Here is a 19,699-nt window from a genome sequence, read left to right on the forward strand (position 1 = left end):
TCAATTGTCCCCCGTGCGCTGCATGCGGCGATAGCGCGGCAGCGCGGCAAGCTTGTTCTCGCGCCATTCTTCCAGCGCGACGCGGGCCCGATCCTTCAGGCGCGCGGCAATTTCCTTCTCGCGGTTGGCCGCGATGCTGAGCCCTTCCTTCGCCTCCACCTTGCGGCGGGCGTCATAGAGCGCGCCGTCGAGCTGGCGCCCGGCCTGCTCCAGACGGCTGGCCAGTTCCTGCATCGATGCGAAGGAGGCACCGGTTGCGCCGCCCTGAACGCCGAACAGTTCGCCGCGCACCCGGCGCAGACGTTCGAGGTTGGTGGCGATCCCCTCCGCCTCGTCGCGGGCGCGCGCGGTCTCGGCCATGGCCATGGCATGCTGGACATGGCGCACGCGCAGCACACGGTGGCGGCGGGATACCAGCCCCTTCACGCCCCGAACTCCGCGATCAGCGCGTTGGCGCTGGTATCAAGGTCGATCCGGCTCTTCTGGTCCTGGCGGATGAAGTTCAGAATTTCCTGGCGACGCTGCACCGCCTCGTCGATCACCGGATCATTGCCGGGACGATAGGCGCCCATCAGGATGAGGTCGCGATTTTCCTCATAGGCGGCCCAGAGGCGGCGATAGGCGGCAGCGGCCTGGCGATGCTCGTCGGGCACGACGTCGGCCATGACGCGCGACAGGGACTTGCCGATGTCGATCGCCGGGAAGATTGCCTGTTCCGACAGGCTGCGCGACAGGACGAAATGGCCGTCGACAATCGCGCGGGCGGCGTCGACGATTGGATCGTCGGTGTCGTCGCCATCAGCGAGAACGGTGTAGAGCGCAGTGATCGAGCCGCCAGTGCGGGCGTCGACGCCGGCGCGTTCGACCAGACGCGGGATCAGCGCCAGCGCCGAGGGCGGATAGCCCTTCATCGCCGGCGGTTCGCCGAGCGCCAGGCCGATCTCGCGCTGGGCATGGGCGCAGCGGGTCAGGCTGTCGATCAGCAACAGCACCTTCTTGCCGCGGGCGCGGAAATATTCGGCGATGGCGGTAGCGCGGGCGGCGGCGCGCAGGCGCAGCACCGGCGGATGGTCGGCCGGCACGGCAACCACGATGCTCTTGTGCATCGCATGCTTGAGCTTGGTTTCGAGGAAGTCGCTGACCTCGCGGCCACGTTCGCCGATCAGGCCGGTGACGACGATATCGGCTTCCGCGCCGGCGATCATCTGGCCCATCAGCACCGACTTGCCGACGCCCGAGCCGGCGATGATGGCGATGCGCTGGCCGCGTCCGGCGGTCAGCAGCGCATTGACGGCGCGCACGCCGAGGTCGAACGGCTCGGTCACGCGGCCGCGATCGAGGACATTGCCCTTCACACCGTTGAGCGGCCAGACGCCGCCGGCGATGATCGGCCCCTTGCGGTCGAGCGGCTGGCCCATGGCGTCGATGACGCGGCCAATCAGCCCCTCGCCCACCTGCACCATATTGGCCTGGCTGTCGGGTTCGACGCGAATGCCGTTTTCCAGCGGCGCGTCAGCGTCGAGCGGCACCAGCAAAGTGCGTTCGCCACGAAAGCCGACGACTTCGGCGCGACAGACCGACCCGTCGCTGGCCAGGACGCGGGCGCCCGAACCGATCGGACGGCGGAAGCCGGTGACTTCCAGCATGCCGGCATCATGGCTGACCAGACGGCCGACATGGCGCGGCTGGCGATTCTGGACCTGAAGATGCTCGAACAGGGTTTCGGCCTGCGCCAGCTCGGCGCGGATCATGCCTTACCCTCCATGTCGTCCATCAGGGCACGCAGGCGCGCCAGACGAACGTCCGGGCCATCCTCGACCCAGCCATCGGCGGTTTCGAGGCGCACGCAGCCGCGCTGCATGCTCTTGTCCGACACCAGCGGCACGCCGATCTGCTCGCCTTCGAGCAGGGCGACGTCGTCAGGATGCAGATGCAGCGCGCTCTTGTCGCTGCTGTCATCGATGAAGGCGGCGACCGCTTCGCAGCGCTGGGTCAGCCGGTCGAGATCGATCTGCACTTCGCCGACAATCTGTTCGACCAGGCGGACGACCGTGGCCGACAACATGGTCGACAGGCTACCGCTGGGTGCCGGGGCCAGCATTTCAAGCGCGGCGGTCAGGCGGTTGCGCGCCTCGATCTCGTTCGCCTGATCCTCACCGGCGGCGCGATAGCCTTCCTCGAAACCCTGCGAGAAGCCCGCCATATGGGCTTCGTCGATCGGGTCGGTTTCCGGTTCGGCATGGATCGGCGCGCGGGCGGGCGCCGCGACGACGTCGCCGGGCAGCGCCGAATAGAGGCTGCGGAAGCCGTTGCTGGCCACCTGGCCAACGCCGATCATCGGCACGCTCGATACGTCGTGACTGGCTTCGGCCGCCCAGATCTTAGACAAAGTCGTTCCCCTTGCCACCCAGCATGATGGTGCCGGCATCCGCCATGCGGCGGGCGGTGGCGATGATCAGCTTCTGTGCGTCGATGACTTCGGCCAGGCGAATCGGGCCGCGTTCCTCGATCTCGTCGGCGATCGCCTGCGCGGCGCGGGCCGACATGCAGCTGAAAATCTTTGCCTTGAGCATGTCGTTCGCACCCTTGAGCGCCACGACCAGCACCTGGCTGTCGACGGTGCGCATCAGCGTGCCCAGATTCTTGTCATCCATGTCGATCAGGTTATCGAAGACGAACATTTCCTCTTCGATGGTCTGGGCGATCATCTTGTCGCGCTTGGCGACGGCCTTCATGATCCGCTGCTCATTGTCCTTGCGGACATTGTTCATGATCGCGGCCGCTTCGACCGTGCCGCCGCGCTGCGACGCTGCACCCTGCTTGTTCACCGGACCGCGCAGCAGCAACTGCTCCAGATCGTCTAGCGCCTCGTTCGACACCGGGCCGAGCGTGGCGATGCGATAGACGATCTCTTCCTGATATTCGGTCGGCAGCAGTTGCAGCACGTCGGCGGCAACCGGCGCTTCCAGATGGGCCAGCACGATCGCCATGATCTGCGGATGCTCCATCTCGATCAGAACGGCGATTTCCTTGGCGTCCATCCACTTCAGCATTTCCAGCTGGGTGGAGCGGGTCGGCGGGGTGATGCGGGCCAGGATGGTTTCGGCCCGTTCCTCGCCCAGCGCCTTAGTCATCGCGCCGCGGATATGGCGGGTCGCGCCATAGCCGATGGTGGTGCGCTTCTTGGCCTTGGTGACGAAATGGTCGAGCGCCTCGTTCACTTCCTCGGGATCGACATCCTGCACGTCATACATGGCATAGCCGAGCTGACGGACTTCTTCGGGCTCCAGGCGCGACAGGATCTGGGCGGCTTCATCCTCATCGAACAGCATCAGCAGGACGGCGGCGGCGGCGCTGCCCTTGAGCGCCTCGGGACGGCCGGGGACGATCTCAGGCATTTTCCTTCTTCCCTTCCTTCAGAAGGTCGCGGACCACCAGGGCGGCGCGATCGGGATCCTGCTTCACGAAATTGCGGATCAGGTCGGCGCGCTGGGCATAGTCATAGGTGGACGAGATCATGTCGAGCGTCACCGGACGGCTGGGATCGGGATTTTCGGTCGCCTGCTTGGTCAGTTCGCCCGAAATTTCGCGCCCCAGGCGCTGCCCGGCTTCGGCGGTCTCCACGACCTTCGCTTCCTGAGCGGCGGCGCGGCGCTTGAGCAGCGGGCGGCCGATGCCGAAGATCACCAGCAGCGCGACCAGCAGGGCCGAGACATTGCGGATCAGCGGCGACATCCAGTCGGCCTCATACCAGGGCGCCTTGACCTCTTCGGCCTTGGCGAAGCTGCGGGCCGACAGGGCGACGACGTCGCCACGGGCCTGGTCGAAGCCGACGGCGCCCTTCACCAGCGCTTCCAGCGCGGCGATTTCCTGAGCGGAGCGCGGCTTGCCATCGGCACCGGTGTCGAGAGCCACGGCAACCGACAGGCGCTTGACGGTGCCGACCGCATCCTTGGTGACCGACACTTCACGGCCCAGCTCGAAGCTGCGGTTGAAGGTTTCCTCGGTCTTCATCGGCGGCAGGCCCGGCGCGGCCGGCTGCTGCTGTTCGGTGGTCTGGCCCTGCGTCACGGCCTGGCCGTTCGGGTTGGTCTGGGTCACGGTCGGGTTGACCGGCGCCTGATTGCTGAGCGCGCCGGGGATGCCCGAAGCCTCGCCAGCCTTCTGGCCCCGCTCGTCCGACGACCAGCTGCCCTGCTCGGCACGCAGGCGCGCCTCGTCCTGGGGGAAGCTTTCGCGGGTCGCCTGGCGTTCGGCGAAATTCAGTTCGGCGTGGACTTCGGCCGAGAATTTGCCGTCGCCCAGGATCGGGGTCAGCAGCGCGACCACCGACTGGCGATAGCGATCCTCGATCCGGGTCTGGATGGCGAGCTGGCGATCGTCGGCGGCATTGCCGTCATTATTGCTGAGCAGGCGGCCATTCTGGTCGACGACCGAAATATCTTCCGGGTTCAGTTCCGGGATCGACGAGGCGACGAGATGGACGATGGCGCTGACCTGCGCGTCGGTGAGCGTGCGCCCCTGCGACAGGCGCAGCATCACCGAGGCAGACGGCTTGGTGCGTTCGCGCAGGAAGACGCTGGGCGCCTCGACCGCGAGATGGACCTTGGCGCTCTCGACGCTGTCGATCGCCTCGATCGTGCGAGCGAGATCGGTTTCGCGGGCGCCGCGCAGCTTCTCATTCTCGACCGCGCGGCTGGCGCCCATCGGCAGGCTGTCGATCATGCTGTTGCCGTCGGGCGCGCTCTTGGGCAGGCCCTGGGCGGCGAGCATCATCTTCGCCTTGAAATAATCGCCCTCGCCAACGGTCATGCCGCCGGCATTGTCGAAGTCGTATTTGATGCCATTCTGGTCCAGCACCTGGGCGACGGCAGACTTGTCGCCATCGGGCAGGCCGCGGAACAGGTCGCGCTGCGGCGGTTCGCGCAGCGCCAGCCAGGCCGCGCCGGCCACCGCGACGGTGCCGAGCAGGCCGAGCAGCGGCAGGCTCTTGGCCACGGCCGGCTGCTTGATGAAGCCGGCGAAGCGCGCCTTGAGCGCGTCCACGCCCTTGGCATTGCCGAAGCTGGCACCGGTGACGGCCGGGAGGGCCGGGGCAGCGGCCGAGCCGCCATCGATGGTGAGTGCGTTCTCGCTCATGGGTTAGACCGGCATGCTCATGATGTCCTTGTAGGCGGACAGGAGTTTGTTGCGGACCTGGAGGGTCGCCTCGAAGCTGACCGATGCCTGCTGCTTGGCCAGCATGACCGCAGCGATATCGGTGGTTTCGCCCCGTTCGAACGCCGAGGCGGCATCGCCGGCCTGAGTCTGCAGGCCGTTGACCTGCTGGAGCGCGTTGTTGAGCGCGTCGGTGAAGCCGCCGGGCGCGGTGCCCTGCGTTGCGCCGGCGCCGCCAGCCGAACCGACATTGCCGGTCGAGGCGACGTCGCGCAGCGCGGCGTTCTTCTGCAGGATGGCATTGCGCATCGCCATCACGCTGTCGGTGGGAGAGATACCGGTCATGCCCTAACCCTCCTTAAGCCGCAGCCAGCTCACGCATCTCGGCGAGCCGATAGCGCAGCGTGCGTTCGGAAATGCCCAGCTTGCGGGCGGCGGCGGCGCGATGGCCGTCGGTCTCGCGCAGGGCGGTGCGGATCGCTTCCAGCTTGGAATGATGGGCAACGTCGCGCAGGCGGATCGGTTCGGCCGGTGCGGCAGCGACTGCGGCCACCGGCGTCGCCGAAACGATACGCAGCGGCTGCGGCGCGCCGGCGACATGCAGGTCGTCGGCCTCGATGCGCTCGCCGTCGCGCAGCACCAGCGCGCGCTGCAGCACATTGCCCAGCTCGCGGGCATTGCCCTGCCAGCGATGAGCGGCCAGCTTGTCGAGTGCGGCGGCGGTCGGCCAGACAAAGCCGTCCTTGCCGGCATCCTGGTGGCGCAGCAGCATGGCGGCGGCGATCGCGGCGATGTCGCCGGGACGTTCGGCCAGCGGGCGCAGTTCCAGCGCCATGACATTGAGGCGCCAGTAAAGGTCTTCGCGGAAGCGGCCGGCGGCGACTTCGTCGGCCAGGTTGCGGTTGCAGGCGGCGACGATGCGGACATTGACCGGCACCGGATGAGTGGCGCCAACCGGTAGCACTTCGCCTTCCTGGAGGGCACGCAGCAGCTTGGCCTGGAGCGCGAGGGGCAGCTCGGCGATTTCGTCGAGGAACAGAGTGCCGCCGTCAGCGGCCAGGAACAGGCCGTCCGAGGCATTGGATGCGCCGGTGAAGCTGCCCTTCTTGTGACCGAACAGCATGGCTTCCATCATGGTTTCGGGCAGCGCGGCGCAGTTGACGGCGATGAAGTCATGGGTGACCCGGCCGGACTGGGTATGAAGGAAGCGCGCCATGCCTTCCTTGCCAGTGCCGGTGTCGCCCTGGATCAGGACGGTGGCATCGCTGCGCGCCACGCGGCCGGCCAGTGTCATCAGGCGGGCGCTGGCGGCATCGCCAACGGCCGGGACCGAAGCCGGGCGGGCCAGCTCGGCGATCAGCGCGAAGGCAAAACCCATGTCTTCGAGGCCAAAGGCGACGCGGGCGGGCAGGCCATTGGCCGCCGGCACCAGCGACGGCTTGCCGTCGACCAGGTTGATGAGGATATCGCGATGGGTGGCATGGCCGATCTCGGTCGCGAGAAGGACGCGGCGGCTATCCCGCTCACGCGGGCTCTGCGCATCCACGATCCGCACCGTGTACAAGGCATTTTCGAGCCAGTGCTGCAAGCCCGGAACGAGCGCGCAGACCCCACGGCTCACGTCAAGCGATGACATGAACTGTCCCCAGTGTCTTGGCAGGTTTGTGCCCCCGCACGCCCCTACCCCCTTCGATGACTTAAATTTACGCCAGCGTGGTTATTAGATGGTTAACGCGGCCATTAACTTGCCGGTGACCGGCAATTTTTTTCCGCTCCGCCGGCAGAAAAATCGCACTCTATATATACGCGCACGCGTAGAGGGCTGTTTTTCCGTCTTTTTCCAGAAAAATCGCATCGCCCCCCCTAAAAGCTTTTCGCGGCCCGCCGTTATCCCCTTTCGAGGCCGCAAGCGTCAGACGACAGCGACCTGATGAACGGAAAGGGAATATCATGACTGTTATCGGAACCAACTCGTCGGCGCTGCGGGCCACCAATGCTTCGGCCGCCTCCAGCAAGGCTCTGTCCACCGCCATGGAGCGCCTGTCGACCGGCAAGCGCATCAACTCGGCCAAGGACGACGCCGCTGGCCTGGCCATCGCTTCGTCGATGACCTCGCAGATCAAGGGCATGACCCAGGGCATCCGCAACGCCAATGACGGCATCAGCCTGGCGCAGACGGCGGAAGGCGCACTGGGCGAAGTCAGCAACATGCTGCAGCGCATGCGTGAACTGACCGTCCAGGCCGGCAATGGCACGAACAACGACACTGCCAAGACGAACATCCAGTCGGAAATTTCGGCCCTGTCGACCCAGATCAGCAAGGTTATCACCGACACCAGCTTCAACGGCATCAAGCTGTTCGACGGCAGCGGCGGCAATGCCGGCAAGATCAGCATCCAAGCCGGCACCAACTCGAGCGATGCCATCGAGATCGATCTGGGTAATCTGACCACGCAGACTTTCAGCACTACTTCGGGCTCGGAAGCCCCCGCCAGCCTGGGCGATATTGTCAAGATCGGTAGCACGGCGGTCACAGTTGAGACCGACGTGACGAAAACCCCGGCTGGCGCCACCCCGGTCGTCGCCACTGAGTTCGACCTCGACACGGTGTTGAAGGCTTATGACTCGGTGCTTCAGCAGATCGATACCTCGCGCGCCAATCTCGGTGCAGCACAGAACCGCCTTGAATCGACGGTCAACAGCATGACCGCGAACGTCACCAACCTGACCGACGCCCGCAGCCGCATCGAAGACGCCGATTTCTCGACCGAAACCACCGCGCTCGCCAAGGCCCAGATCCTGAGCCAGGCATCGACCGCGATGCTGGCCCAGGCCAACCAGAGCCAGCAGAACGTCATGAAGCTGATCCAGTAATCCGGATCAGACACCGAAAATGACGGGTTGAGGTATTGGTCACCGGCAACCCGCCATGTCACCCCCGGCACATCAACAGTCCCCACCGTGCCGGGGGTAACACCTTCGATCAAACGGCCAAATTCGAAGCCTCCGTCCCCCCGGACGGGGGCTTCATCGCGTTTGATTACAGGCACATCTTGCAATGGCGCGATCAGCACCCATGATGGACGCATGACCATGATCGACCGGCGCGCCTTGATCGCTGCTTCGGGCGCAGCGCTGCTGCTTCCCCGCCCCGCCCTCTCCCAAGCCAGAAACGATCGTTTCTCCTGGGATGGCATCATCGCCATGGCACAGAAGCTGGCGCGTGCGCCCTTTGCCGAAACCCCGCCCAATCCGGTCGCCGCCAAGGTCGGTTATGACCAGATGCACCAGGCCCGGTTCCGCGACGAGAAGACGATCTGGGGCGACCTGCCCGGCGACACCGGCGTCCGCCTGTTCCCGCTGAGCGGCACGGCCCAGCAGCCGGTGCAGATCGCGTTGGTGGACAAGGGCGTGGCGACGCCGTTGCGTTATGATCCCGCCATGTTCGAGACGCCCGACGGCAATGCCGTCGCGGACCTTGGCCCGGACGCGGGCTATGCCGGCTTCCGCATCATGAATGCCAGGCGCGACGGCGACTGGCTGTCCTTCCTGGGTGCCAGCTATTTCCGCGCGCCCGGCCCGACCAAGCAGTTCGGCCTGTCCGCCCGCGCGATCGCGATCAACACCAGCATTCCGGGCAAGGAGGAATTTCCCCGCTTCACCCATTTCTGGCTGGAACGGACCGGCGACAACAGCGTCACCGTCTATGCCCTGCTGGACGGGGCATCGATCACCGGCGCCTTCCGCTTCGTCAACCGGCTTGGCGCCAAGGGAGTGACGCAGGACGTGACCGCCGCCCTCTTCCCGCGCCGGCCGATCCCCGAACTGGGGCTGATGGCGATGACCAGCATGTTCTGGTACGACGAGGCGCATCGGACCAAGGGCGCCGACTGGCGCCCGGAAATCCATGATTCCGACCTGCTCTCCATCGCCAGTGCCGATGGCAGCGCGCAGGCCCGGCCGCTGGTGAACCCATCCGTTCCGCGCGTCGATGGCTTTGCCGAGACCAGCCCCAAGGGCTTTGGCCTGTTGCAGCGCGACCGCAATTTCGACCATTATCAGGATGACGGCGTCTATTATGACCGTCGCCCCTCGCTATGGGCGACGCCGTCTGCGCCGCTCGGTGCAGGACAGGTACGGCTCTACACCTTCCCGACCGACAGCGAATATACCGACAATGTCTGCGCCTATTGGACGCCGGCCAAGGCCGCGCGTCCCGGCAGCCGGATCGACGCCGCCTATCGCCTCGACTGGACGGCGGACCGGGCACCCGCCGGCAGCAATCTGGCGATCGTGCAGGCGGTATGGCGCGGCCGTGGTGACGAAGCCGGGGTCGAACGACTGGTGATCGACTTCGCCGGCCTGCCCGCCGACGCGAAGCCCGAGCTGTGGACCGACATCGGCAATGGCACCATCGTCAAGAAGGGCGGATATCCGGTGCTGGGCCAGGCGGGATTGTATCGCGTGGCGATCGACATCCGCAAATCGGGCGACAGGGCGGCGGATATCCGGGTCCAACTTCGCTCTGGCAATCGCGCGTTCAGTGAATATGTGCATTATCCGATAGGCGCATGAAGGGAACCACGCGGGTAGCGAAAGGTTCTAGCGCTCGGGTTAACCAGGAATGGGTCTGACATGACATCGACAGGAGGCACGAACGTGGCCGATGGGGCCACGGGGTCGCAAGCGCTTGTCCGGGCGTTCGAAAGCGTGCCGGCAGAGGCGCCGCTTGCCATGCCGGTGCAGGATTTCGCGACCGCGCCGGGTCGGATTCATCGGCCGCTGAACATCGATCTGTGGGCCCGCCGGCTGCTGGTCGTGCTGCTGGCACTGCTGCCCGCCGCGCTTGCGGCGCACGAGATGCGCCGGTCGATTGGCCTGGACGGTATTTCCTTCTGGGAGGGCGTCTATCTTGCCCTGTTCATCCCGCTCTTCGCCTGGATCGCCTTCGGCTTTGCCACCGCCGCGATCGGTTTCCTGCTGCTGACGGTCGGCAAGGGCAAGGGCGTTCGCCCCTATATCCCGCGCGATCGCACGCCGCTCAAGGCGCGCACCGCCATCCTGCTGCCGGTCTGCAACGAGGATTTCCTGGGCGTGCTCGGCCGCCTGTCGATCATGGAACGATCGCTGTCGCAGGTTATGGGTGGCGAGCGCTTCGAATTCTTCATCCTGTCGGATTCCAACCCGGAAAATGGCGAGACCGAGCGCAAGGCCTATCTGGAAATGCGCAAGGCCTTTTCGCGCCCGGTCCATTATCGCCGCCGCGCCCGCAATATCGGTCGCAAGCCGGGCAATATCGAGGAGTGGGTGACCCGTTTCGGCGGCGCATATGACCATATGATCGTGCTGGATGCCGACAGCGTGATGAGCGGCCAGACCATGGCGCGCCTGTCGGTCGACATGGAACGTCACCCGCATCTGGGCCTTATCCAGACCGTCCCGACGGTGATGGGCGCCGCCACGCTGTTCGCCCGCTGGCAGCAATTTGCCAGCCGCCTGTTCGGGCCGATCTCGGCCGCCGGCATGATCTGGTGGGCCGGGTCCGAAGGCATGTTCTGGGGCCATAATGCGATCGTCCGGGTGCGCGCCTTCGCCGAAAGCTGCGGCCTGCCCGAACTGCCGGGGCGTGCGCCCTTTGGCGGCCATATATTGAGCCATGACATGCTGGAAGCAGCGCTACTGCGCCGGCGCGGCTGGGACGTCCACATGGTCACCGCCGACGACAGTTTCGAGGAATTTCCGCCGGCCATGCCCGACCTGTTCACCCGCGATCGTCGCTGGTGCCAGGGCAATATCCAGCATGTCCCGCTGCTGGCGAAGATCAAGGGGCTGCACCCGGTCAGCCGGTTCCAGCTGTTCGTCGGCGCATCGGCCTATTGCACCTCGCCGCTATGGCTGGCGATGATGCTGGTGGTTCTGGGCGGCGTCGCCACCGGCGTCTGGCCGCCGGCCGCCGTGCTGCCGTCCAGCACGCTGCTGACGGTGACCGCAGTGCTGCTGTTCGGTCCCAAGATATTGGCGATCGGCTGGGCCATGGCCGACCCGTCGCGGCGGATCGGCTTTGGTGGCGCAGTGCGGATGACGCGCGGCGTGATCGCCGACATCCTCCTGTCGATCCTGATGGCGCCGGTCGCGATGCTGACCCAGACGATCAACCTGTTTTCCATCCTGATGGGCCGCAAGGCGAGATGGAACGGCCAGACCCGCGACCGCGACGGCATGGCGATCCTGGGCGCGATCTGGCTGTTCAAATGGCATATATTGCTGGGCGTCGGCCTGGCCGTGCTGGCGGTACGCGCCAATGCGATCGGCTGGATGAGCCCGGTGCTGGCCGGCCTGTTCGCCGCGCCCATCCTGGCCGCGCTGACCGCGCGCAAGGATCTGGGCCAGCGGGCGGAAAATAGCGGCCTGTTCCAGGTGCCCGAACCCTGGTGGCGGACACAGAATTACCGGCCGCTGCGTTTCCGCTGGCCGGTTCCGGGTCGCAAGGCATCGGTATCGCGCCCCGCCAACGACGGTTGACGGGCGCGCGGGCCGGTCAGTTCCAGTCGCTGAGCTTGCCGCGCAGCTTGTCGAGCGCCGACTTCTTGATCTGGCACACGCGCGCCGCGCCGATGTCCAGCGTCTGGCCGATTTCCTCCAGATTGAGTTCCTCGACGAAATAGAGTTGCAGCACCAGCGCCTCGCGCTCGGGCAGTTCGCCGATGCATTTGGCAAGCGCGCCCTTGAGCGATTCGCGCTCCATGATGTCGTCGGCACGATCCTCGACATCGGCGAACCACATGGACTGGTCCGAATAGACCTCGTCCATGCTGGTGTGCTGGACCATCTCGGCGCCATCGGCCGCCTCGCGATAGTCGGCGGCATCCATGCCCAGTTCAGCGGCCATTTCCGCTTCGAGCGGCGCCCGACCCAATTTCTGTTCCAGCTTCGCACGGGTGGCGGCCAGTTTCTTGCGGGTCGCCATGGCGGAGCGGCACAGGGTGGAATGGCGCCGCAGATGATCGATCATCGCGCCGCGCACGCGCAATTGCGCATAGGAGGCGAAGCCCAGGCCTCGATCCTCGAAGCTGTTGGCAGACTCCACCAACGCGACCATGCCGATCTGCAGCAGATCTTCCACCTCGATCGCGCTGGAGACGCGGCCATGGACATGCCAGGCGATCTTGCGCACCAGCGGCATGTAGCGGCGCGCCAGCTGTTCGGGGGAATTGGCAAGCCCTGCCCGTCCATAGGTAAGGACATCCGAGCCTGCAGCGACCTTATTCATATACATTGGTCAGTCTCCTCAGGCGACGCGTTCACGCGGCAGCGGATCGTGCCGGGGCGTGGGACGCTGCTCGCCACCGACGACGGCGACAACCTCGACACCCTTGCCGTCCGGGATTTCCAGGAAGGACAGCACCGGGGTCTCGGGCAGATGGGGTTTGAACAGCCGGGCGAGCGCGCGGCGCGCGACCGGCGAGGTGACGATGGCGAAATTGCGTGCCTGGCCCAGCATCGGCCGGGCGGCATGCACGACCGATTCTACGATGCGGTTGCCCAGGCTCGGCTCGATCGGATGCTTGGCGTCGCCGGCGACACGCATCGCCTGCGCCAGCATCGCTTCCAGATCGCCGTCGAGGGTGATGACCGGCAGCGGCATCTTCACCGGGACGAGGCCCTGAATGATGAGCGCGCCGATGCGCTGGCGCACCGCTTCGACAAGCTGTTCGTGGTTCATGTCGGGGCGGGCCGCATCGACCATCGCCTCGCAGATGCGGCGGAAGTCCTTGAGCGCGATCCCTTCCGACAGCAGCGCGCGACTCAGCGCGGAAATCTGTGTCAGGCTGAGCGTGCCGGGGGTCAGGCCATCGACCAGCTGCGGCGCGACATCCTTGAGATTGTCGAGCAGCTTGCGGGCTTCGTCCAGGCCGAACATCTCGGCCGCGTTCATCGCGATCAGCTGGTTGAGATGGGTGGCGACCACCGTCGGCGGATCGACCACGGTGTAGCCGGCGACCACCGCCTCGCTGCGCTTGGCCGGCGAAATCCAGACGGCGTCGAGGCCGAAGGTCGGATCCTTGGCTGGGCGACCGGCGACCGTGCCTTCCAGCATGCCGCTGTCCAGCGCCAGCAGATCGTCGGGCCAGATATCATCCTCGCCCACGACGACGCCGGCGATGGTGATGCGATACTGATTGGGTTCGAGCGCCAGATTGTCCTTCACGCGGACCATCGGCACGACAAAGCCCAGTTCCTTCGACAGCTGGCGACGAATGCCGGTGATGCGGGCCATCAGCGGCGCGCCCTTGCGTTCGTCGACCAGGCCGATCAGGCCATAACCGATCTCCAGACCCAGGATCGCGCCATCGGACACGTCGTTCCATTCGATGATGGCCGGGTTGGGCGGCGGCGCGACCGGTTCGGGTTCGGCGGCCTTGCGCTGGCCGGCCTTGCGCAGCTGCCAGGCGATACCGCCGGCGATGGACGCGGCCGTCAGGATGATGAGATGCGGCATGCCCGGCAGGATGCCGAGGAAGCCGAGGATCGCGGCGACAGGCACCCACGCCTTGCCGGTGCCGAACTGGCCGGCGACCTGGGCCGAAAGATCCTGTTCGGACTTGACGCGGGTCACGATCGAGGCGGCGGCGATCGACAGCAGCAGCGCCGGAATCTGCGCGACCAGCGCGTCACCGATGGCGAGCAGGATATAGGTCTGGGCCGCATCACCCATCGCCAGGCCATGGCTGACCACGCCCAGGATGATGCCGCCGATGATGTTGATCGCCAGGATCAGGATGCCGGCGATCGCGTCGCCCTTCACGAATTTGGACGCACCGTCCATCGAACCGTAGAAATCCGCCTCGGTCGCGACTTCGGCGCGGCGCAGCTTGGCTTCCTCAGGCGTCATCAGACCAGCGTTGAGATCGGCGTCGATCGCCATCTGCTTGCCCGGCAGGGCATCCAGGGTGAAGCGCGCCGACACTTCCGACACGCGGCCCGCGCCCTTGGTGATGACCACCAGGTTGATGATCATCAGGATCGCGAAGACGAAGATGCCGACGACATAGTCGCCGCCGATCAGGAAGTGGCCGAATGCCTCGATCACCTGGCCGGCCGCGTCCGATCCCTCATGCCCCGACACCAGCACGACGCGGGTCGAGGCGACGTTGAGCGCCAGGCGCAGCAGGGTCGCGAACAGCAGCACCGTCGGGAAGCTGGAAAAGTCGAGCGGCTTGGCGGCGTTCAGCGCCACCATCAGCACGGCAAGGCTGATCATGATGTTGGTGATGAAGCCGATGTCCAGCATCACCGCCGGCACCGGCACCATCATGAACAGCACGACCATCAGCGTGGCGAACGGCAACACTGCCCCCTTGGCGGCGCTCATCCAGATCTTCGCTTTGACTTGGGTGGGAGTCATGAGAGGCCGTTACCTTCCGAGGGTGGCGAGCATGAGATAGGCGAGACGCGCGGTCTGCGGTTCCGGGCGGACAGTGATGTCGGCCTGGGTCGCAAGGCGCTGTGTTTCGATCCGCACATAATCGGCGGGGGCGACGGTCTTCGCGCCGCTGGGCAGCCCAGTTGCGCCAGATGCGTCGGCATATTGGACGTTGCCGGTGCCGATCGAATCGACACCCTTCTGCAGCTTGCTGGCGAAGCGATCGCGAATATCGGCGAAGCTACGGGCATTGCCCTGCTTGTCGTAGAAGATCGAGCGATTGGCGCGGGCCGCCGCCGGGAAGATCGAGGCGGCCGTTGCGCCAGGCGCGCGATCATTCATCGACAGGAATTTGGACGCACCACCCACGCCCAGGAAATGGGCGAGGTAGAGATCGACCGGCTCGGCCTCACGGCCCAGGCGGCTTTCCAGATAAGCCTTGTTGTCGGCGGCATGTTCCGCCGCCATGACCGAGGCGGTCTCGGGGTGCTTGCGCAGGTCCAATATCTGCTGGCGCAGATCCGGGTCCGACACATAATAGCGGCCATTGCTGCCCTTGCTGATCGCGTCAGCCGCCCAGCCCAGCCCATATTCGGCGCCATGCTTGTCGACGACGGCGAGCCAGCTCTGGTCGACGAACTGATAGAGGCCGGTGGCGGAAGAGGTGGCGGCACGCGCGCTGGGGTTCAGGCTGGATTCGATCTTGGCCTGACCAAGCAGGTAGGAGAAGTCCACGCCGGTACGACGGCTCGCCATCGCAATCGCGTTGGTGACGCGATTACCGGCCGAAGCTCCCGTTGCTGAAATGTCTGCAAGTGCCGACACTGACCCACAATCCCCATTTGGTACCGTGGGCTATTAGAGCAATGCTTGTGCCAAGATTTGGTTAACGCGGTTAAACAAGATTCTGCGTAAAACGAAAAACGGCGCCGATTGGCGCCGCTTTAGCCCGAAAGCAAAATTTATTTTCGTCAGCGCCGACCGTAGGTGAGCGGCGCATTGCGCGCGCCGTTGGAGGTCAGGATCGCGAGTCGCTGGCTGGTATAGTCCGCCAGCACATTGGTGCGGACGCGCGCCGCTTCGATCAGCGGCAGAAGCCGGTTGAGCCGTTCGACCACATCGGGTTCGGAACGCCAGGCGCCGATCGCACGGGCAGCGGCCGCCGCCGTGCTGACCCTGGTGCTGGCAGCTTCGATCGCGGCCGCATCATTGCCGTCCAGCGCAGCGCGCAGGTCGTCAAATGCGGCGAAGAGACCATCCAGTGCAGCAAGGCCGAGGGGCATGAAGGAATGTCCTGTTTAGGCGGGAAGATCGAGCGCCATCATCCGGTCGGCGATCACCGACGGGTTGACGGGGTAATTGCCCGAAGCGATCGCAGCCTTGATGGCGGCAATGCGGTCCATGTCGACAGGCGCGCCTTCGGCCGCCATGCGCGCCGCCGGGCTGGCCGACGTCGATGCCGACGCGGTGGTGCCGGTCGATCCGGTTGCCGATGCGGCGCGGGTCTTGCCCCCTTCGCGCAAGCGGTTAGCCTCGATTGCCGAACTGATGCTCTGGCCGACTGAGTTGATCATTGGTTCATTCCTTCACTCGTCCCTTGAACGCTATAACGGACAAGTTCAAAAATTATTAAATCCCGGAATGCGCACTACGCCCATGTCCACGATCTGGGCAAGTACAGGCGATGACTTCTTGTCTTCGCGCACGCGAATCGTCTCGCCAATTGCGCCATCTTCATCGGCGATCATCATGCGCGATACGCTGAAACTGGCATTGCCGGCCATGAGCTGGACCGGATCGCCGCGTTTGACGACCGATTCCTTGGCGACCGGCCGCGCGGCCGGGGCATAGCGGCCGACCGGGCCGGAGGCAGCTGCAGCGGCGCCCGCGACCAGCGGCACGCGAATGCGCCAGCCCAGTGCATCGCACTTGACCATGGCGGCGCCGAAGATCGGCCCTTCGACGCTGGGCGTGGTCGGGCAGGCGGCGAGGCGGAGGCGACGATCGACCGGCGCCAGCGGGCCACCGGGTTCACCCATGTTCGCGCCGACGGTCATCGCGACCAGGCTGTCGATGCGATCCAGATTCTCGAACTTCTGCTGCGCCAGCGCGGGCTGCGCAGCGGCGCAGGCCAGGGCGATGGCGAGGAACTGGACGGGTCTGGTCACGGCGTTTCTCCGAAAATGCGGACTTTCGCCATGGTTAAAAGCAATTACCGTGCCAGTTAAGGATCAGGGCTTCACGATCTCGCCCGGCGCGATGCGGATCACTTGCCCCTGCCCCTCGGCGCTGTCCGCCTGATCCAGGCCGCGGATGAGCAGGCGATCGCCGCCTATGCCCTGCGCCTTGAGCGCGCGCGCCACGGCGCCAAGCCGCGCTGCCGCCAGATCCCAATCGTCGAAACGCTGTCGCGCCCGGTCTTGCCCCTGGCTGCGCAGCTCGATCATGCGGTCATCCTGCATATAGGGCCGCACCGCCGCGCGCAGGCGTATCTGCCCCTGCGGCGTCAGCATCGCCTCGCCCGGCGCAAACAGCTCTGCCGCGCGCAGTTCGATCGCCGTGCGGGCGGGACGGCCACCAAATTGGCGACTGACCTCCGCCAGCATCGCATCGCGGCGCTGGCTGCCGGTCGCCTGGAGCAGCACGAAGAAGCCGAGCAGCAGCATCAGCAGATCGGCAAAGCTGACGGCCCAGCGATTGCGCCGGGCCGCCGTTGCTGCCGATGGGATTGCGGGCGCGGTCATGCGACTTCGCGGATCGATGCGCGGCGCAGCGGCGCATTTTCGCGCCGTGCGATCGCCAGCATGCGTGCTACCGCCTCCTGCTGCCAGGCGAGTTCCTGTTCGGACAGGGTCGCCAGGCGCGCGGCGATCGGCGCGGCGAGCAGGTTGGCGATGACCACGCCATAAAGGGTTGTGAGCAGCGCAAGCGCCATGGAAGGACCAAGCGCGGACGGATCATCCATCGCCGCGAACATGCCGACCAGCCCGATGATCGTGCCGGCCATACCCAGCGCCGGGGCCGCATCGGCGACCGACAGCCAGACATTGCGCACGCTGACGTGGCGCTGCGCCCGATCAGCCAGCGCCTGCGACGCCCAGGTTTCGAATTGTTCGACGCGATCGCAATTAGCAAGGCGCCGCGCGGCATCGACCATGAAGCCGCTGTCGCTCTTCACCCGGTCGATGCACATCAGGCCGCGCAACTGGGCCACTTGGTCAATCTGAAGCAGGGCCGTGCGCGCGGCATCCCGGTCGCGCAGCGGATCGGCGCGCAGCAAAGGCCGCAGCGCCACGCAGGCCCGACCGACCGCCTGAACGCCATTCTGCGCCAGTGCCACGACCGCGACGCCACCCAGCATCGCAGCGAGCGTGAGCGGATCGAACAGATGCGCCAATATCCCGATCATGCCACCTTCCGTTCCGCCATGCTGACCGGGCGGCAAAAGATTGCCGCCACCCGGCAAATTTTTGCCGCCCTTGCCGCCCGATGCCGCGAAAGCCCGAATTTCCGGCAGTTTGCCGCGCCACCCTGCGTCACCCACGCAAATTGGCACGGTCCTTGCGGATATCCGGCTGGATCGCTCGCATCGAACGCCATCAGGCAGGAGAACGGCGGGACGATCGAAAGCTTTAGGCCCGAAAGGGCAAAAAGGGACTGACGGGAAATGTCGCTGGAAGACGGTTTGTTCGGGATCCACGGAAAGGCGCTGGCGCTTCGCTCGCAGCGCCTGTCCCTGCTCGCGTCGAACATCGCGAACGCTTCGACCCCCAACTACAAGGCGCGCGACATCGATTTCGATGCGGCGCTCAAGGAAGCGACCGCCCAGAGCGACCGCGGGCCGGCCGATGTCGGCCAGGCAGTGGACGATGCCATGGGCTATCGCGTGCCGTTGCAGCCCAGCCTTGACGGCAACACCGTCGAACTGAGCACCGAACAGACCCTGTTTGCGGAAAATGCGGTGAAATATCGCACCACCCTCTCCTTCCTGGAGGGCCGCATCAACACCATCAACCGCGCGCTGAAGGGAGAATGAGCATGAGCGGTTCAGGCCCCATGAATGTGTTCGACATCGCCGGCCGCGCCATGAGCGCGCAGCTGGTGCGTCTGAACGCCACCGCATCGAACATGGCCAATGCTGGCAATGTCACCGGCAGTGCCGCCGAAGCCTATCGCGCGATCAAGCCGGTTTTCCAGTCGGTTACCGACAGCCCCGGCGTGTCGACGGTCAAGGTCGCCAATGTCGTGACCACCAATGCGGAACCGACCAAGCGCCACGACCCCAATCATCCGCTGGCCGATGCCAATGGCGATGTCTGGGAGTCTGCGGTCGATAGCAATGCGGAGATGGTCGACATGATCGAGACCGCCCGCATGTACCAGAATAATGTGCAGGTGCTCAACACCGCCAAATCCCTGATGCTCGAAACCATAAGGATCGGCAAATGACGACGACGTCTACCGTCACCGATAGCGCAGGCCTTTCGGTCTACAACCCGAATGCCAATGTCGGCACGGGCAGCGCGACCATGGATCAGTCGAGCTTCCTGACGCTGCTGACCGCGCAGATGCAGTATCAGGATCCGTTCGAACCGGTCGACAATACCGAAATGGTGTCGCAGATGGCGACCATCACCCAGTCGACTGGCATCGCCGAAATGAACCAGTCGCTGAAATCGCTGGCTTCGGAACTGAGCGGCACGCGGCTTGGCGATGCAGCCAGTTGGATCGGCAAGTCGATGCTGGTTCAGAGCAATGTCGCGGTGCCCGATTCCAGCGGCTATTATGCCGGCCAGATTACGCTGAGCGGCGCCAGCGATGCCGTCAGCGTCGACCTGGTCGATGGCGACGGCAATGTCGTCAAGTCGATCGACCTGGGCGCGCAGAGCGCCGGCGAGGTCGCCTTCTACTGGGACGGCAAGGATGATGCGGGCGAAACCGTTTCCTCCTCCGCCCTGCAGGTCAAGGTCAATGGCGGCACCACCAGCCAGGTCGCGACCTGGGCCACCATCGCCGCCGTCCAGTCACCCGCCGACGGTTCCTCCTCCAAACTGATCACCGCGCTCGGCAGCTATGCGCCGACCGACGCGATCAGCCTGATGTAATTTCACCCATCCT

At 65.5% G+C, this 19,699-nt stretch carries 22 protein-coding genes; 7 read left to right on the plus strand and 15 right to left on the minus strand.

From position 1 onward, the window contains the following. From AC0KVN_RS10425 to AC0KVN_RS10455, 7 genes are read right to left on the minus strand one after another with little or no spacing between them, the layout of a single operon-like run. The gene (locus AC0KVN_RS10425) at positions 1-426 is read right to left on the minus strand and encodes a hypothetical protein (protein WP_010338845.1); all 426 of its coding nucleotides are present in this window, start codon (positions 424-426) and stop codon (positions 1-3) included. After that, positions 423-1,751: a FliI/YscN family ATPase gene (locus AC0KVN_RS10430; RefSeq protein ID WP_010338846.1), complete on the minus strand. Its 1,329-nt coding sequence runs from the start codon at positions 1,749-1,751 to the stop codon at positions 423-425. The genes AC0KVN_RS10425 and AC0KVN_RS10430 overlap by 4 nt, the downstream gene beginning before the upstream one ends. Continuing rightward, a complete protein-coding gene (locus AC0KVN_RS10435; protein WP_069335732.1) occupies positions 1,748-2,389 on the minus strand; it encodes a FliH/SctL family protein in 642 nt (213 codons plus the stop codon). The genes AC0KVN_RS10430 and AC0KVN_RS10435 overlap by 4 nt, the downstream gene beginning before the upstream one ends. Beyond that, the gene (gene fliG, locus AC0KVN_RS10440) at positions 2,382-3,398 is read right to left on the minus strand and encodes a flagellar motor switch protein FliG (protein ID WP_004208190.1); all 1,017 of its coding nucleotides are present in this window, start codon (positions 3,396-3,398) and stop codon (positions 2,382-2,384) included. Before fliG ends, AC0KVN_RS10435 begins: the two co-directional genes overlap by 8 nt. Beyond that, entirely contained in the window at positions 3,391-5,139 is a 1,749-nt protein-coding gene (gene fliF / locus AC0KVN_RS10445; protein ID WP_435568748.1) for a flagellar basal-body MS-ring/collar protein FliF, read from the minus strand. Before fliF ends, fliG begins: the two co-directional genes overlap by 8 nt. A gap of 3 nt (positions 5,140-5,142) precedes the next feature. After that, positions 5,143-5,502 (minus strand): flagellar hook-basal body complex protein FliE, encoded by a 360-nt coding sequence (gene fliE / locus AC0KVN_RS10450; protein ID WP_010338848.1) that lies wholly within the window; start codon positions 5,500-5,502, stop codon positions 5,143-5,145. A 13-nt stretch (positions 5,503-5,515) separates the two neighbouring features. Beyond that, a complete protein-coding gene (locus AC0KVN_RS10455) occupies positions 5,516-6,793 on the minus strand; it encodes a sigma 54-interacting transcriptional regulator (protein ID WP_029547900.1) in 1,278 nt (425 codons plus the stop codon). Positions 6,794-7,107: 314 nt separating this feature from the next. On the opposite strand from AC0KVN_RS10455, the gene AC0KVN_RS10460 reads away from it, so the two are divergent. The 3 genes from AC0KVN_RS10460 to mdoH all read left to right on the plus strand — a co-directional run bounded on the left by AC0KVN_RS10460 (position 7,108) and on the right by mdoH (position 11,679). After that, positions 7,108-8,031: a flagellin N-terminal helical domain-containing protein gene (locus AC0KVN_RS10460; protein WP_435568746.1), complete on the plus strand. Its 924-nt coding sequence runs from the start codon at positions 7,108-7,110 to the stop codon at positions 8,029-8,031. Positions 8,032-8,244: 213 nt separating this feature from the next. Continuing rightward, a complete protein-coding gene (locus AC0KVN_RS10465) occupies positions 8,245-9,732 on the plus strand; it encodes an OpgD/OpgG family glucan biosynthesis protein (protein ID WP_435568744.1) in 1,488 nt (495 codons plus the stop codon). Positions 9,733-9,792: 60 nt separating this feature from the next. Further along, entirely contained in the window at positions 9,793-11,679 is a 1,887-nt protein-coding gene (mdoH, locus tag AC0KVN_RS10470) for a glucans biosynthesis glucosyltransferase MdoH (RefSeq protein ID WP_435568743.1), read from the plus strand. A gap of 16 nt (positions 11,680-11,695) precedes the next feature. Here the strand turns inward: mdoH and AC0KVN_RS10475 are convergent, their stop codons facing one another. From AC0KVN_RS10475 to AC0KVN_RS10510, 8 genes are all read right to left on the minus strand, one after another. Continuing rightward, the gene (locus tag AC0KVN_RS10475) at positions 11,696-12,433 is read right to left on the minus strand and encodes a FliA/WhiG family RNA polymerase sigma factor (protein WP_010338853.1); all 738 of its coding nucleotides are present in this window, start codon (positions 12,431-12,433) and stop codon (positions 11,696-11,698) included. A 12-nt stretch (positions 12,434-12,445) separates the two neighbouring features. Beyond that, positions 12,446-14,563: a flagellar biosynthesis protein FlhA gene (flhA, locus tag AC0KVN_RS10480; RefSeq protein WP_483656100.1), complete on the minus strand. Its 2,118-nt coding sequence runs from the start codon at positions 14,561-14,563 to the stop codon at positions 12,446-12,448. 9 nt (positions 14,564-14,572) lie between these two features. Beyond that, the gene (locus AC0KVN_RS10485) at positions 14,573-15,406 is read right to left on the minus strand and encodes a lytic transglycosylase domain-containing protein (RefSeq protein WP_423301243.1); all 834 of its coding nucleotides are present in this window, start codon (positions 15,404-15,406) and stop codon (positions 14,573-14,575) included. Between the two features lie 146 nt (positions 15,407-15,552). Beyond that, entirely contained in the window at positions 15,553-15,864 is a 312-nt protein-coding gene (locus tag AC0KVN_RS10490; RefSeq protein ID WP_004208200.1) for a hypothetical protein, read from the minus strand. A 15-nt stretch (positions 15,865-15,879) separates the two neighbouring features. Beyond that, on the minus strand, positions 15,880-16,155 hold the full coding sequence (gene flgM, locus AC0KVN_RS10495; RefSeq protein WP_004208201.1) for a flagellar biosynthesis anti-sigma factor FlgM: 276 nt from the start codon (positions 16,153-16,155) through the stop codon (positions 15,880-15,882). 45 nt (positions 16,156-16,200) lie between these two features. After that, positions 16,201-16,749: a flagella basal body P-ring formation protein FlgA gene (locus AC0KVN_RS10500; protein ID WP_010338857.1), complete on the minus strand. Its 549-nt coding sequence runs from the start codon at positions 16,747-16,749 to the stop codon at positions 16,201-16,203. Positions 16,750-16,812: 63 nt separating this feature from the next. Beyond that, a complete protein-coding gene (locus AC0KVN_RS10505; RefSeq protein WP_159366960.1) occupies positions 16,813-17,325 on the minus strand; it encodes an OmpA/MotB family protein in 513 nt (170 codons plus the stop codon). After that, positions 17,322-17,990 (minus strand): motility protein A, encoded by a 669-nt coding sequence (locus tag AC0KVN_RS10510; RefSeq protein ID WP_435568741.1) that lies wholly within the window; start codon positions 17,988-17,990, stop codon positions 17,322-17,324. Before AC0KVN_RS10510 ends, AC0KVN_RS10505 begins: the two co-directional genes overlap by 4 nt. Between AC0KVN_RS10510 and AC0KVN_RS10515 the strand changes: the two genes are divergently transcribed. Genes AC0KVN_RS10515 through AC0KVN_RS10530 form a run of 4 tightly spaced genes read left to right on the plus strand, consistent with a single transcriptional unit; the run spans position 17,970 to position 19,686 of the window. Then, positions 17,970-18,242 (plus strand): hypothetical protein, encoded by a 273-nt coding sequence (locus AC0KVN_RS10515; protein ID WP_435568740.1) that lies wholly within the window; start codon positions 17,970-17,972, stop codon positions 18,240-18,242. The genes AC0KVN_RS10510 and AC0KVN_RS10515 overlap by 21 nt on opposite strands. Positions 18,243-18,248: 6 nt before the next feature. Beyond that, positions 18,249-18,617 carry a flagellar basal body rod protein FlgB gene (gene flgB, locus AC0KVN_RS10520; RefSeq protein ID WP_004208205.1) on the plus strand — a complete coding sequence of 123 codons (369 nt, stop codon included), beginning with the start codon at positions 18,249-18,251 and terminating at the stop codon, positions 18,615-18,617. A gap of 2 nt (positions 18,618-18,619) precedes the next feature. Beyond that, positions 18,620-19,030 (plus strand): flagellar basal body rod protein FlgC, encoded by a 411-nt coding sequence (gene flgC, locus AC0KVN_RS10525; protein ID WP_004208206.1) that lies wholly within the window; start codon positions 18,620-18,622, stop codon positions 19,028-19,030. Further along, positions 19,027-19,686 carry a flagellar hook assembly protein FlgD gene (locus tag AC0KVN_RS10530; RefSeq protein ID WP_004208207.1) on the plus strand — a complete coding sequence of 220 codons (660 nt, stop codon included), beginning with the start codon at positions 19,027-19,029 and terminating at the stop codon, positions 19,684-19,686. Before flgC ends, AC0KVN_RS10530 begins: the two co-directional genes overlap by 4 nt. Positions 19,687-19,699: the final 13 nt, after the last annotated feature.

It is taken from the genome of Sphingobium sp. SG1 (assembly GCF_057063145.1).

Excerpts from the sequence above, each read along its gene's own strand:
- AC0KVN_RS10490 (WP_004208200.1), bottom strand. The coding sequence starts at position 15,864 with ATGCCCCTCGGCCTTGCTGCACTGGATGGTCTCTTCGCCGCATTTGAC.
- AC0KVN_RS10455 (WP_029547900.1), bottom strand. The coding sequence starts at position 6,793 with ATGTCATCGCTTGACGTGAGCCGTGGGGTCTGCGCGCTCGTTCCGGGC.
- flgC (WP_004208206.1), top strand. The coding sequence starts at position 18,620 with ATGAGCGGTTCAGGCCCCATGAATGTGTTCGACATCGCCGGCCGCGCC.
- flgM (WP_004208201.1), bottom strand. The coding sequence starts at position 16,155 with ATGATCAACTCAGTCGGCCAGAGCATCAGTTCGGCAATCGAGGCTAAC.
- AC0KVN_RS10475 (WP_010338853.1), bottom strand. The coding sequence starts at position 12,433 with ATGTATATGAATAAGGTCGCTGCAGGCTCGGATGTCCTTACCTATGGA.
- fliE (WP_010338848.1), bottom strand. The coding sequence starts at position 5,502 with ATGACCGGTATCTCTCCCACCGACAGCGTGATGGCGATGCGCAATGCC.
- fliF (WP_435568748.1), bottom strand. The coding sequence starts at position 5,139 with ATGAGCGAGAACGCACTCACCATCGATGGCGGCTCGGCCGCTGCCCCG.
- AC0KVN_RS10430 (WP_010338846.1), bottom strand. The coding sequence starts at position 1,751 with ATGATCCGCGCCGAGCTGGCGCAGGCCGAAACCCTGTTCGAGCATCTT.
- flgB (WP_004208205.1), top strand. The coding sequence starts at position 18,249 with ATGTCGCTGGAAGACGGTTTGTTCGGGATCCACGGAAAGGCGCTGGCG.
- AC0KVN_RS10530 (WP_004208207.1), top strand. The coding sequence starts at position 19,027 with ATGACGACGACGTCTACCGTCACCGATAGCGCAGGCCTTTCGGTCTAC.
- AC0KVN_RS10460 (WP_435568746.1), top strand. The coding sequence starts at position 7,108 with ATGACTGTTATCGGAACCAACTCGTCGGCGCTGCGGGCCACCAATGCT.
- flhA (WP_483656100.1), bottom strand. The coding sequence starts at position 14,563 with ATGACTCCCACCCAAGTCAAAGCGAAGATCTGGATGAGCGCCGCCAAG.
- AC0KVN_RS10510 (WP_435568741.1), bottom strand. The coding sequence starts at position 17,990 with ATGATCGGGATATTGGCGCATCTGTTCGATCCGCTCACGCTCGCTGCG.
- AC0KVN_RS10465 (WP_435568744.1), top strand. The coding sequence starts at position 8,245 with ATGACCATGATCGACCGGCGCGCCTTGATCGCTGCTTCGGGCGCAGCG.
- fliG (WP_004208190.1), bottom strand. The coding sequence starts at position 3,398 with ATGCCTGAGATCGTCCCCGGCCGTCCCGAGGCGCTCAAGGGCAGCGCC.
- mdoH (WP_435568743.1), top strand. The coding sequence starts at position 9,793 with ATGACATCGACAGGAGGCACGAACGTGGCCGATGGGGCCACGGGGTCG.
- AC0KVN_RS10505 (WP_159366960.1), bottom strand. The coding sequence starts at position 17,325 with ATGACCGCGCCCGCAATCCCATCGGCAGCAACGGCGGCCCGGCGCAAT.
- AC0KVN_RS10515 (WP_435568740.1), top strand. The coding sequence starts at position 17,970 with ATGCGCCAATATCCCGATCATGCCACCTTCCGTTCCGCCATGCTGACC.